The sequence below is a fragment of the Pedobacter gandavensis genome, from assembly GCF_032677645.1.
GTDB lineage: Bacteria > Bacteroidota > Bacteroidia > Sphingobacteriales > Sphingobacteriaceae > Pedobacter > Pedobacter gandavensis_A.
This window is the reverse complement of the sequence record NZ_JAVTSB010000001.1, coordinates 624,032-637,278: the sequence shown is the minus strand read 5'-3', so window position 1 is coordinate 637,278 and position 13,247 is coordinate 624,032. Positions and strand designations below refer to the sequence as shown.

Sequence of the window (13,247 nt, the reverse complement as noted above, 5' to 3'; positions counted from 1 at the left end):
GATGAGAGGAGTTTATTTGATCATAGGCATGCTGTTGTTAACGGGGCTTTCCGGCTGTAAAAAAACATTGGACGACCGGTTTTTGAGCCCTAAACGCCAATACGATCTTGCTGTAGAAGGGGGGATCAATACCCGTTCCACTACGCAGTATATCCGGCTATCGAAACCCGCTTTAACTACAGATGCAGAGCCTACACCCATTTCGAAAGCCCAGGTTACCGTGGATGATGGTAAATCAGAAATGGTTTTTAAAGAATCTGCTACCGCTGGTGTTTACACGGCAACCAATAAGAACGAACCTAATTATAATGGCGCTTATACGCTTAAAGTGCTCTACAACGGACAAACTTATACGGCCATCGATACTTTGAGACAAGTAGTCAATATTGTAGATGATTTTTTGCCGATTTCTATGAAAGCCATGGGGGATGGTACTTATACCGGCACCATCCCAAAACATACCTTTGGTTATCTTAATCCCAATAAATGGTTAATCTCTTACCTGGATATTCCGCTATGGAATCCCGGCAAGTTCGACCAGTCCAAATATTATAGTTATACCCATTTTCTGGGCTCCCCAAACTCTTTATACCCCTTAAATAACCTGAAAAGAAACTTTGTGTTGGGGAAAGACGATAATATCACCATTTACAAATTGTCACTTTCTGAGCGTTATGCCAAATACCTTTACGATGTGTTTATGGAAACAGATTGGAGTGGATTATTCTCTGCGGTGCCGGTAAATGCTACTGGAAATGTGACGGGAAATGCGCAAGGCTATTTCTATGCCGTAGATGTAGTTGCGGGTAGATATAAAGCCAGCGAACTTTAAGCAATCCCTCATGGGGCTCTTCGATCATGGCCTCCTGCTTTTATTTATGGCCTCGATATTGCAGTACTTCTGTAAAGACGCAGCGTATGAAACAAGAGGAATCAGGAGAAAAATCAGGGAAAAGGAAAGTATGGAAGTGGTTGGCGGGGATTTTAGCCCTGATTGTTATCCTCATTGGAGGAACTGCAATTTACTTAAGTGCCAGATGGAAACCCTTAATTTCGGAAAAGCTGAAAGCAGGAATCCAACAGGGTTCTATAGGTCTTTACAACCTGGATTTTAAAGATATCCACCTCAATCTGCTTACCGGAACCGCTTCATTAGACGAAGTGAGCCTGAGTCCTGATACCACCGTTTTTCATCAGCTCAAAGCCGTAGGGCAGGCGCCCATCCATTTGTTTCAATTGAAAGTGAAAAAGCTCCAGGTCAACCACCTCGGACTGGTCAAAGCCTTTTTCCATAAAACAATCCACATCAATAGCATTGTCCTAGATCAGCCTTCTATCAATATGATGCATTATCAGTTGCCAAAGAAGAAGAAAGATACCAGCAGCAACAAAACCCTTTATCAGCTGCTGGCTAAAAGCCTGAAATCTCTGGATATTGATGCCATTCGTATTAAAAACGCCGATTTTGATTATATCGATGGTGCCAGTGGCCAACCATTACACCGCATTAAAAAGTTAAACCTGACTGTAAAAGACTTCCTGATCGATTCGGTTTCCCAGTTTGATACCACCAGGTTTTACTATACAAAAGACATCTCTTTTGAAGTTAACGGCTACCAGACTAAAGATAAAATGTACCTCACAAAAGTGGATACGATTTCCGGATCTGTGGCGAAAGGAACAGTCCTCATTAAAGGGTTTAAGATGACGCCAAGGTATCCTGACCTGGCCTTTAGCCGGATGTTTAAATATGGGAAAGACCGCTATAACCTGGACTTTGAGCAGATCAGCCTGTCCGGGCTCGACTTCCCCGGTTTCTATGAGGATAGGGTCTTTCATGTGAAAAATGTCACCATAGGCCCCGCAAAAGCCGGTATCTTCTTAAACAGGGAAATGCCCGCGCCTCCAAACCTGGATAAAGGCAGGAATTTTCCTCATATGGCTTTAAGGAGGTTGAGCTTGCCAACTATTGTAGATACCCTAAAAATCGATAATATTGACCTCGCTTATACCGAGTACAATCCAATTAGTCAGCAAAAAGGAACGATCTATTTCCAGAATCTAAAAGGAAAAGTGCTCCATGTAACCAATGATTCCCTCAGCGTTGTAAAAAACAACCATGCAGTGGCTAATCTGAGCGCCCTGGTGATGAAGAAATCAAAGATAGAGCTCAGGATAGATTTTAACCTGACAGATCCTAAAGGTGCATTCCATTATTCGGGAACTGTGGCCCCGATGAACCTTACCGATCTGAATGCCATTTCCAAACCGCTGGGATTGATAGAAATAGAATCCGGAAAAATGCAGAAAGTAGCTTTCGATATCCAGGCCAATACTAAAGGCTCCAAAGGGAAGGTTCATTTTTATTATACGGATCTGAAAGTAAAACTGCTCAAAGAGGGGGAGGATGGCGCCCCGCAACAGAAAAAAGGATTGCTGTCTTTTCTGGCCAACGAGCTGTTAATCATTGATGCCAATCCTACCAAAGGTGAAGCGCCAAGAACGGCAAATATCACCTTTGAACGTTCCCCCGCAGCTTCTTTCTTTAATCTATTGTGGAAAGGAATCTTTATTGGGATGAGGGAAACTGCCGGCCTGGGGATCGTTCCGGTGAAAACTCCCGAGAAAGCAATGGAAGTGATTCAGGATAAGAAAGAAGAGCGCCGGGAAAAAAGAGAAGCACGTAAAGAGAAAAGAGAAGAACGCCAGCAGAAAAGAGCCGAACGAAAGGAAAACAAGACATAAAAAAACTATCTTAGGATATCAGGTACCCGGCCTATGATTGAAAAACTACGCAAGCACAAGAAAATACTAATCCGAACAGCCGCTGGCCTGGTCTTATTGCTATTGATCATGGGCCTTACTTCAAGATACCTTGCTTTTAAATTTAAGCCATTAGTTAAAGCGCAGATCAAAGAGTTGGTATTGAAGACCACAGATAGCTTGTACCATATCGAATTTACGGGTATCCGGATGAATCTGCTGACTGCCAATGCTTCGCTCACGGGGGTAAAAGTGATCCCCGACCTGCGGATTTTCAAGAAATTAATCGCCCTGAAAAAAGCGCCCAATAACATCTATCACCTGGAACTGGAGAAAATCGAGATCCGGAATTTTCACCTGTATACCTTCCTGCGTTACCGTAAATTAAACATCAGCGAACTGCGTCTGGATCATCCGGATGTGGTAATGGTGAACCAGCAATTCGATTTCAATGAGGATAAAGCCCCAATGCCCAATACCTCTCCCTATGATTACATTTCCGAATACCTGAAAGAATTTGCCATCAATACCGTTAATTTCAACAACATCAGCTTTAAATACATCAACAATAACGGCGTTAAACCACAGGCCGACTCAGTGCAAAACCTGAACATCACCTTGAAAGATTACCTGATAGATCCGCATTCTTCTCTGGATAAAAGTAGGATGTACCTGTTGAAAAATGTAGTCATCAAACTGAATAATTATACTTTCGCTACGCCCGATAGCTTATATCATATCAGCTTAAACCAATTGGATTTTGCCACTTCTACCGGTAAACTCAATATTAAAAGCCTGGGGGTGATTCCGAGGTACAGCGAAATGGAATTCGGGAAAACACTGGGTTATGCAAAAGACCGTTACCATATTCAACTGAGCGACCTGAGCCTCGAAGGCATCAACCTGCCTTTGTATATCCTGAAACAGGAATTGATGGCTAAAGAAATGACCGTCGCAAACGGTTCAATTAAGGTCTTTAACAATAAAGCGCTACCGCCACTGATCAGAGAAAAGATCGGACGTTTCCCACATCAGCTGCTACAAAGGGTAAATGGGAAGTTGAGTATCCAAAAACTTAATCTGAGTAATATAGGCGTTAGCTATGCTGAGTATGATACAGACAGCCAGCAGAAAGGAACGATTACCTTCGAAAACACTTCCGGCAGTTTTAGCAATGTGACCAATGTGCCAAAAGATAAAGCTAAAAACCCATGGATGACGGCTAATCTGACCACTTACCTGATGGGGAGGGGAAAGCTGGATGTCAACTTTAAGTTTAACCTGGATGCCAAAGATGGCGCCTTTTCTTATTCCGGGGTACTCGGCCCAATGGATGGACGGGCGTTAAACCGCATCACCAGACCGCTGGGGATGATCGCCATTAAAAGCGGGGAAGTGAAGCGCCTCGAGTTTCAGGTGGATGCCAACGACCGCGAAGCAAACGGTCTGATGAAATTTGAATACTCTGAGCTTTCTGTCAACTTACTGAAAAAAGAAGCCGGAGAAAGTCGCCTGGTCAGGCAGGGCTGGATGTCTTTTCTGGCCAATGCCATGATCTTAAATCCCAATAACCCGGGCAAAGACGGCAAACTCGTGACTGCAAAAATCCACGAAGAACGCGCTAAAAGTGCTTCTTTCTTTAGCTTTATCTGGAAATCTTTATTCCTGGGCATCAAACATAGTGTGGGGGTAACCGAAGAGAAGGAGCAAAAGATTAAGACGCAGATTGCCACTTTTGAGCAGATCAAACTCGATAGGGAAGCCAGACAGGCCAGAAGGGAAAAGCGGAGATTGCTGCGGGAAAGGTTGCAACGCGAAAGGCTGAAAGCCAGAAAAGGTCATTAGCTGGCAGGCAGACCGGGAATTGCCTGCCGCCAGCGTTTAAATAAACCCTATTTGTTAACGTTTAATAACTTTTGGGCAAGGTCTTCCCAACGGTAATATTGAAAGGTTTTATCATCGCTCATCGCTACAAATAAACCATGTTGAAAGTCTTTATTTAAAGGCTTCGAGTAAGTCTCCGAACCGTCGCTATTGTTGGTGGATACCGGAATGCTGGTGATCAATTGATGGTCATGCGGACTCGATTTACCTTCCCTGTTAAACACCTGGAAATGGTTTGCTGCCTGATCTGACACCAGGATATAGCCTGTAGAATCAGAGGTTTTGTAAATGCTGATTCCTTCATTATCTTCTTTAAATCCGGTGGTCGCAAATAGCGCCAGTTCTTCATTTCCTTTTGCAGGATCTGCATGGTACTTTCTTACGCCAAACTGCTCATCCGAATAATAGATATAGCCCAACTCATTGTCTACCGCAATCGACTCGATTTCTTTCTTACCGCTATACTTACCGAACTTTCTCTTTAAGCTGGCTTTTAATTTTCCTGTGCCGTCATCTTCCAGTAAATACTGCCATAAATAACCATCCGCCGGACCGGTCTTACGACCAACAATCGCATAAATCTGTCCCTGAGGATCGGTATACATCGCAACGCCCATCAGGTCGCGGTACATCTCTTTATCTTCTCCTTCAAACATGTCCAGTCCACCATTATCGATTGCTTTCATATCCGGTAAAGAGAATACACGAAGTTTATGCGTCATTCTTTCCGTGGTAACCGCGATGTCTGTTTTCTTGCCGCCCAGGTTTAATCCATAAGCAACATCCACATTGTTTGGTCTTTTCAAACCTTTCACCACCTTATCTTTGATCACTTTTCCTTGTAAATCGTACACATAAAGGCCGCCGTTTTCGTCTTTATCGGTACCAATCACTAAAGATTGGGAAGAATCTGCCGGGTTTACCCAAATGGCAGGATCGTCTGAATCAAACTGTACCGGATCAGAAGTGTATAGTGGTTTTATCGCATGAGGATCTTTCTGTACAGAAGAACAGGAAACATGAAGGGTAAGGAGTAAAGCGGCAACAGAAAGGATGAAATTCGGTTTGTTCATTATAGTTTTCGTTAGTATTTAAAATCAATTGATTAATCAGGTTTTATCAGATTAGTTGGTACCGTAAGCGCCGATATAATTTGCCGGAGCAGGGGAGGTATAAAGGTTTCCGTTCAGGGTTAATCCTGCGGCATGGTGGCGGAAAAAATCCGTCTTTCCTTTACCGATTGCCGGAGAACCAGCGTTCAGGTGGAAATTCCATGCGGTATTGAAAACAGGGTTGTCCACGGGATTAGTTACCGGATAATTCAGGAACTTAGGATCATTTGATCCGGCAGTTTTTCCAATGATATCATTAGTACCTGCAACAATATCTTTTGAAGGTTGAAACTGATCTACGGTCAGCTGACTTTCGCCATAATACAGGTTGTTGCTAATTAAAGAACGTGCATCTTCCGGGTTTTTAGCATCTCTTTTGATCCCAAAACGCGTATTGGCGAAAAGGTTGTTCATCAGGTTTACCCTAACCGTAGCTTCTATCCAGATAGAGCCTCCTTTAGCGGTAGGTCTGCGCCATCCGGTATTGATAAACGTATTGTTGTAAGCCACTACAAAAGTCTGTGGGTTTCTATCGCCACTGTTAGAAAGTTTCAAAGCGTTGGTATTGGTGCTGTAAACCAGGTTGTACGAAACATCGGCAAGACATCCGGATTTCAGGTTGATCGCCTCACCACCGGTTACGCCTGTGGTATAAAACTGATTGTTCGAAAAAATGATCTTTCCACCTTCAATATAGGTGCAATCTTCCTGTAGGTTTCTGAAAATACTGTTCGTGACCACCAGTTTTCCATTCACATTGGAGAACCAGATTGCCGGTAAGTTCTCACCGCTTTTCGCTTTATAGAGGCTCATTTTTACCGAAGTAGAAGCGTCAGTGGTGGTTGAGCCTGCATATTCTATAATCGTGTGGTTCAAGAGCAATTCTGTACAGCTTGGTGCGGCCAGAATGCCACCCCATAACCTGCCGAATTTATTTTTTTCTGTTCTGGAGCCCTCAGGAATGGTAAACCTGATCGGAAATTCTGCACTACCTTCGGCATACAGGTTTCCTTTAACAATGATTTCAGGTTTAGCCAGCGTATCCATAAGTACGGTTACACCTTCTTCAATAGTTAGGGATTGCCCCTCCGGAATAATGATATCCCCTTTAATAATTTGCGTGCTTCCTCTTTTCCAGATGCCGGAAACCTCGCCAATGGCAGAGCCGTTTCCAGTATCCGGATCTACATCGCTATTGGCTTTTTTGCAGCTGCTGAATCCGACTAATAATACCGTCAGGCCCATCAATATTTTTGTTGCTTTCATCTTGGTCTTTATATTTTTATGAAATGGTCAAATGATCAAATGTGTTTAGGAAAGCGCTTATAATTTATAGCGAAGGCCTAATAAGTAAGTCTGCTGATAGTGGTCGTTACGGATCAAAGTTTTGCCGTCATATTCTGTTCCGGTGTTGCCATTGGCTTCCGTATTGGTGCCTTTGATGAACAACTTTAATGGCGTGTTCAACAGGTTTCCTGCTTTCACAAATACGCTCAGGTTGTTTTTAAACTTTTTCTCTGCGGAAAGATCCAGTTGTACAAAACCTTGTTGCCACAGGTCATTGTCTAAGAACTGAGAAACGGTATTGATCCTCGGACCGGTGTAAGAACCTGCTACCTGTGCATCCCAGCCGCTTTTGCTGTCTTTGAAAAGCAGGGAAAGGTTAGCAATATGTGCCGACTGGCCAAATAAAGGTCTGCTTTGATCCACTATGATTGGCTTTAGGTCGCCATTTTCATCACGCATTCTCGATGTTTTAGGCGTGGTGATTTTAGAATGGGTATAGGTGTAATTGGCTTTAAATCCGAACTTGTGAATGAACTTGATGTAATCTAATTCCAATCCGTAGTTCTTCGCATTACCGAAATTCCCTGGCATATAATACGTGTCCTGTGGACGGATAGCGTCTGGCTGAAAGCTGTATTCTATCGGGTTTTCGATGTTTTTATAAAAGGCACCCACCATCAATTGATCTGTACTGTTTGGAAACAACTCATAACGAATGTCAAAGTTGTCCGCAATAGCACGTTTCAAATCAGGGTTTCCTCTTTCTTTATAGTCATCCTGAACCACTCCGATTCCCGGAACCAGTTCATAGAAACCCGGACGGTTTAAAGAGCGGAAATAAGAAGCACGAAGGGCTTGATGTTTAGTCAGTTTATATTTTAAGTTCATGCTCGGCAACAGGTCTGTATAAACTTGTTTGCCATCCGGGCGAGGTTGTGCGCCTGGAAATAACATCATATAACTTTGATCCGTATGCTCCATACGCAGTCCGCCAACTACCTGTAAGTCTTTTACCGTAAAGTTGAACATCCCGTAAGCTGCGGCTAACTTTTCAGCAGCATCATAAGTCAGGGAATTATCAACGGCTCCTGTTGGGTTTTTAACTGTCCAGGCAATTTCCGTATAATTGTTAAAATCTCTGCCAAATAAGGTGTTTGGATTGCTGGCAGTCAGCGTATATTGATTGAAGAAACTGCTGCGTTGTTTATCGCGGTACATTCCTCCGGCACTGAACAACACGTTAATCCCCCCGATAGGCTGGGTATAATCGATGTCCAGGTAACCGGCTTTATCTTCTTCCGTGCTGCGTTCCCAACGGCGGGTATGGGCATCACCAATGGCAGGAACAAAAGTTTTGCGATCTACAAAGTTCTCACGAACTCCTAATATATTGATGGTACTCTGATCTGGAACCTCATTCTTAGCCGCAGAATATACTGCCGACCAGCGTACTTTTAGCCTTTCCGGAATCAGCTGATGATCACCTTGTAAAGTGGTGTTGTAGATCTGTTGCTCCGTAAAGCGGGAACGGGTGGCAAAGTTCAGCTTGGCATTTCCTTTTTCCGGATCATAATCTGTACTGAAATCTGTTACTTTAGAATCGCGCAACTGGTAGCTGTTCAAATCTACATAAGCATTGTATAAACTCAGCTTATGGTCTTTATTGAAGGTGTAATCCAGTTTAGCATGGGCACCATAGCGCTTTTGCTGCTCAGAATATTGTCTTTCATCCTTACTCATAATGGTACCTACCTTATTTGCGGCCGCCACTACACTGGAATTGTAAAAGGTACTGTTGCTACCTCTGTAAGTGTTCTGGTAACTTCCGGCAAGTAAAACCCCTAATTTATTGTTCAGGAAACGTTGTCCGATGGATAAACCACCCACTACATTTGGTGCCGGATGTTTGGTTTTATAATCCACCATTCCTGTCGGGAAATCCAGTGGTGTTGCTTTATAATCTTTCCCGTGTTGTTCGTATGGGGATTTGCTGTTGATGCCGCTATGGCCGAAAGAAGTAAAGCCGCGATCTATAAACATCTGACTGTAACCAGTGGCGAGATTGACATCAAATTTTAATTTATTGGGTGCATCTTTCATCACCATATTGATCACACCACCAACGGCATCACCTTCCATATTTGGGGTCAGTGTTTTAGAAACTTCTAATCTTTCTAACAGTTCCGCAGGGAAAATGTCTAAAGGTACATAGCGGTATTTGTTATCCGGACTAGGGATTTTAATCCCGTTAACCAGGGTGTAATTGTAACGTTTATCCATTCCGCGAAGAATTGCATACTGGCCATCGCCGCTATTGCTTCTTTCTACAGATACACCGGAAACGCGTTGAATCACATTGGCAACGGTTAGGTCTGGCGAGATTTCCATGGCCCTGCCGGAAACCACATTGACCAGCTGCAAGGCTTTTTGCTCAATCCTTCTGGCTGTTTTTTCAGAAGAACCGTCTCCCTTTGCAGAAATTGAAACTTCACTTAATGCCTTGGCATTGCTTTCGGCCAGGTAAATTTTCAGTACCGGATTGTCTTCTTTTAGAACCACTACTTGTTTAAGTAAGGTTTTGTACATTAAGTACGATACCTTTAAGTTATACGTTCCGGCAGCAGGGTGTTTGAATTCAAAGGAACCATCTAAACCGGTTAAAACAACAAGTTTTGTATTTTCCAGTTGTACGGATGCACCGATCATGGCTTCTCCGGTTTGCTGGTCGTAAACATAACCTTTCAGGCCTGAGGCATGTGCGACAGTAATGCTAAATAATAGGCAAAAAAGAACGGGTAATAGTGTCTTCATTTTCTGATTAATTTTGTTGTGTTTGTTTTTTTACTGTGGTGATTTTTTTGTTTTTGCTAACGTTCCTCAAAAGTGAATATCGGCTAGCGAGTCTGGAAATTATGACCGTAAACAAAATGTATACAGCGTTACCGGGTAGGGAAACAAAACGCATACAGCGTGAACATGGATTATTTAACTTATTGAAAATGAGTTGATTTTGTGTAACAGGAATCGCCATTACCATTTGATTAGTGTAATGTTAAGAAATTGTTAATCAGTAGCTTTTCCCTGAAAACCATTATAAAGTCTGAATAAAAGTACTCAGGTTTTCTCCCTGTGGAAGGTTCAGTTTCTTCCTCAAACGGTACCTTGCCACGCGTAAACTGTCCTGGGAAATGCCAAAAAGAACGGCCATATCTTTTGAGCTCAGGTTCATTTTAATCAGGGCCACGAGGCGAATATCATTGGCCGTAAGGTCATCGCAATGCGCCTTCAAATGGTCGAAAAATGTCTGGTGAATCTGTTCAAACATCCGGCTGAAATCTTTCCAGTGCTGATCCTGATTGATGTTCTGGTTGATGCGCTGAATCAATTGCTGCAAGGCTTTTTTCTGGTCTCTTTTGTCGTCTTTAACCAGGGCTTCTATGGTGCTGCGGAGCTCTTCTAAAAACTGATTGCTTTGAATGGCATGCAGGGTGGTATTGGTGAGTTCCTTACTTTTCAGTTCTAAAGCATCTTTGATGGCTTCATTCTGTGTTTCAAATAAACGTTGGTTTTGCTCGTTGAGCTGTTGTTCATTTCGCAGTTTCAGTCGCTGCCTGCTGATGATGCTGGCGGCAAGACAAAGGAGTAACAGGATGATGAGGATGGTGGCAATCAGTAAAATCCGGTCGGTAGATTTCTCCTGTTCAAATTTGGCAATGGCATCATCTTTTTGCTGAATTTCAAACAGCGTTTGTACCAGAGCGAGCTGTTTATTATTGTCCTCTGTAAATATTTTCAGGAAGATATCGCGGCCCAGTTCGCTGTAATGGTAAGCGCTGTCGTAACGCTTCATCAGGTCGAAAGTTTTGGAAAGATCGCGATAAGCGCTGCTGAGTTGATACTGGTCGTTCATGGCCTTGGCCATGCCTTCAGCCCGCTTTGTATAGGTTAAAGCCTCTGGATAGCGGCCGGTCTTGCGGTATACATCACCGATGTTATTGATGATTTCAATCTGGCTCTGCAGGTTCTTTTCTTTGATGTTTCCATCGAGTGCCAGGGTATAATATTTCAATGCGGAATCTAGATGGGGTTTGTCTTCATAGATGCTTCCAATGTTTTCATAAATCTTCGCGATCCCCTGTTTATCTTTTTCTTTATGGTACACCGCTAAGGCCAGTTGCTGGTATTTCATGGCTGCGGGGTAGTTCTGGGTTTTCTCGTAAGTCTGCCCGATGAGGCCATAGGAATCGGCGATCCCTTTTGTGTTTCCAGATTGCTGATATAACTTTAGCGCTTCCTGGAATTTTTCGAGTGCAATGCGATACTGACGCACATAGTAATAGGCTTCCCCGATCTTGTTCAGGTTTCCGGCAAGCTGTGGCAAGGCATTTTCCTGGCGGAAAACCTGATCCGCTTTATAATAGTAATTGATGGCCTGCGCATAGGCTGCCTGGAAGTAAAACAGGGCGCCAATCTGTTGGTAACATAGGCCTGTTGTCAGGAAATCTTCTTTTTTTACCGCCTCTTTTAAGCGTTGTTTTAGCTGCAGAAAAGCCGTGTTTGGTGTTTTCTGAATCAGCGTATCTACCAGTGGGTTGATCGGTTTTTGAGGCCTCCCTGCAAATGTTGGAAAGGCGTAAAATAAGGCAAAACATAGGGCTGTGCCTATCAGGCTGCGGAATGCTAAGGTAGTATGTTGTTTCACATCCTAAATTTAACGGGCCTGATGTTAAGGTATTGTTAAATGAGAGAGAATGGGGGGCTTAATAAGCATGAATTTCATCTAAGTCATGAATATGGAAGTTTCTTTGTTGTGATTATGTTTAATGTGAATTTATTTGTTTCGTATTTACTCAAATGTGACTGCATATAGTTATATTTGCGTATTAAACGTTGTAATTTGTTTCGTATGGTAATTAATAGGGTTGTGGTTGGAGGGTTGGCGAACCTTGATCGTTTTGAGTTGGAACTGTCAAAATTTAATGCACTTGTGGCTTTAAATAATTACGGGAAATCGAATGTGATTGCCGCAATCGACTTTGCGATTGATTTTATCACAGCAAGTTCTGCTAAGAAGGACGGCATGATGGCTTTTAAGCCCTACATTCCAAATAATATCCATAACGATGAATTACCTTTTGATTTTGAGATCGAATTCGAGATCGGGCCTAAAAAGGATCCGAAAACTGTAGTATACGGCTTTTCATTCGACTGGATTAAAAGTCAAACACAGCCAGGGAAAATAATCAGATCCGAGTTTCTAAAGGTTAAGATGTCTAAATCTGAACCCAAATTCAAAACGTATATCAGTAGAGAATTTGATAAGGCATTATATCTGCCTACAGCTTCGGGTCGTTGTGATAAAGCGGTTAAAATTAAACCAGGCGAATTGGTCATCAATAAGCTCCTGAATTATGATGAACTCTTTTATCTGCCGGTTTTGGAAGCGGTGAATCAAATCTCCGTACTTCATGTGAATACACTAGACCATCCGGATAAATTCTTTAGAAAAGTAGGGAAGGATGTGGTTAAAACAGCCTATTCACTGGAAGTGCCCACGGAATCTGATGTTGCTTTTTTTATGTATAGTCTCCTGGAACTAAAGTCTCCTTTTTATGAGATCTTTAGCGATTCCATTAAAACACTATTACCTGCTCTGGAATACTTCGAGCCAATAGAGATTGATTTCAGATCGGAGACAGAGCGGAAGCGGTTGAATGTTCCGGTAGAGTTTCCAGAGAAAATCTATGATGTACGTATCAAAGAACACAATTCCAATCAATATACCTCGATTCATCGATTGTCTTCCGGTTCACAAAAAATGTTCTATGTGCTTGCTATGGCGGTTGCCGCAGAAATTAATAAAGTGCCGCTAATTACTTTTGAAGAACTGGAAAACTCCATCCATCCTGGCCTGCTTCAAAAGCTTTTACAAATTCTGGATGGTATACTGGAGCATACGAAGGTCATGATCACCAGTCATTCTCCGTACCTATTACAATACCTGGGCACTGATCAGATTAGTATCGGTGTTCCTAATCAAAAAGGTTTAGCCACGTTCAGAAAGATCAAAAAGACCAAAATGAAGAAAGTAGCCGCAATGGCAGCCGAAGTAGGAATCTCTATGGGGGATCTTATTTTTGACGAAATGATTGACAGCGCGATGGGGGAGTCGGATTTACTTAATGAATTGTGTGATTAATT

General features: G+C 42.7%; 8 protein-coding genes. 4 read left to right on the top strand and 4 right to left on the bottom strand.

Annotation, left to right across the window (positions count from 1 at the left end; translation table 11 throughout):
• Position 1 precedes the first annotated feature (1 nt).
• The 3 genes from R2Q66_RS02765 to R2Q66_RS02755 all read left to right on the top strand — a co-directional run bounded on the left by R2Q66_RS02765 (position 2) and on the right by R2Q66_RS02755 (position 4,608).
• A complete protein-coding gene (locus R2Q66_RS02765; protein WP_316746469.1) occupies positions 2 to 832 on the top strand; it encodes a hypothetical protein in 831 nt (276 codons plus the stop codon).
• An 86-nt stretch (positions 833 to 918) separates the two neighbouring features.
• Positions 919 to 2,745, top strand: coding sequence for a hypothetical protein (locus R2Q66_RS02760; protein WP_316746468.1), 1,827 nt, complete (start codon positions 919 to 921; stop codon positions 2,743 to 2,745).
• 33 nt (positions 2,746 to 2,778) lie between these two features.
• Positions 2,779 to 4,608, top strand: coding sequence for a hypothetical protein (locus R2Q66_RS02755; RefSeq protein ID WP_316746467.1), 1,830 nt, complete (start codon positions 2,779 to 2,781; stop codon positions 4,606 to 4,608).
• Positions 4,609 to 4,655: 47 nt separating this feature from the next.
• On the opposite strand, the gene R2Q66_RS02750 is transcribed toward R2Q66_RS02755, so the two are convergent.
• The 4 genes from R2Q66_RS02750 to R2Q66_RS02735 form a co-directional block, all read right to left on the bottom strand.
• Positions 4,656 to 5,720, bottom strand: coding sequence for a phytase (locus R2Q66_RS02750; RefSeq protein WP_316746466.1), 1,065 nt, complete (start codon positions 5,718 to 5,720; stop codon positions 4,656 to 4,658).
• 51 nt (positions 5,721 to 5,771) lie between these two features.
• The gene (locus tag R2Q66_RS02745; RefSeq protein ID WP_316746465.1) at positions 5,772 to 7,025 is read right to left on the bottom strand and encodes a right-handed parallel beta-helix repeat-containing protein; all 1,254 of its coding nucleotides are present in this window, start codon (positions 7,023 to 7,025) and stop codon (positions 5,772 to 5,774) included.
• Positions 7,026 to 7,082: 57 nt separating this feature from the next.
• A complete protein-coding gene (locus R2Q66_RS02740; RefSeq protein ID WP_316746464.1) occupies positions 7,083 to 9,857 on the bottom strand; it encodes a TonB-dependent receptor in 2,775 nt (924 codons plus the stop codon).
• A 280-nt stretch (positions 9,858 to 10,137) separates the two neighbouring features.
• Positions 10,138 to 11,748 carry a tetratricopeptide repeat protein gene (locus tag R2Q66_RS02735; protein WP_316746463.1) on the bottom strand — a complete coding sequence of 537 codons (1,611 nt, stop codon included), beginning with the start codon at positions 11,746 to 11,748 and terminating at the stop codon, positions 10,138 to 10,140.
• 204 nt (positions 11,749 to 11,952) lie between these two features.
• Here R2Q66_RS02735 and R2Q66_RS02730 point away from each other — a divergent pair, with 204 nt between their 5' ends.
• The gene (locus R2Q66_RS02730; protein WP_316746462.1) at positions 11,953 to 13,245 is read left to right on the top strand and encodes an ATP-binding protein; all 1,293 of its coding nucleotides are present in this window, start codon (positions 11,953 to 11,955) and stop codon (positions 13,243 to 13,245) included.
• The last annotated feature ends 2 nt before the right edge of the window (positions 13,246 to 13,247 follow it).

What these genes read in the sequence shown, in the direction of transcription:
- R2Q66_RS02750 (WP_316746466.1), bottom strand. Translation starts at nt 5,720, where the DNA reads ATGAACAAACCGAATTTCATCCTTTCTGTTGCCGCTTTACTCCTTACC.
- R2Q66_RS02755 (WP_316746467.1), top strand. Translation starts at nt 2,779, where the DNA reads ATGATTGAAAAACTACGCAAGCACAAGAAAATACTAATCCGAACAGCC.
- R2Q66_RS02730 (WP_316746462.1), top strand. Translation starts at nt 11,953, where the DNA reads ATGGTAATTAATAGGGTTGTGGTTGGAGGGTTGGCGAACCTTGATCGT.
- R2Q66_RS02745 (WP_316746465.1), bottom strand. Translation starts at nt 7,025, where the DNA reads ATGAAAGCAACAAAAATATTGATGGGCCTGACGGTATTATTAGTCGGA.
- R2Q66_RS02740 (WP_316746464.1), bottom strand. Translation starts at nt 9,857, where the DNA reads ATGAAGACACTATTACCCGTTCTTTTTTGCCTATTATTTAGCATTACT.
- R2Q66_RS02765 (WP_316746469.1), top strand. Translation starts at nt 2, where the DNA reads ATGAGAGGAGTTTATTTGATCATAGGCATGCTGTTGTTAACGGGGCTT.
- R2Q66_RS02760 (WP_316746468.1), top strand. Translation starts at nt 919, where the DNA reads ATGAAACAAGAGGAATCAGGAGAAAAATCAGGGAAAAGGAAAGTATGG.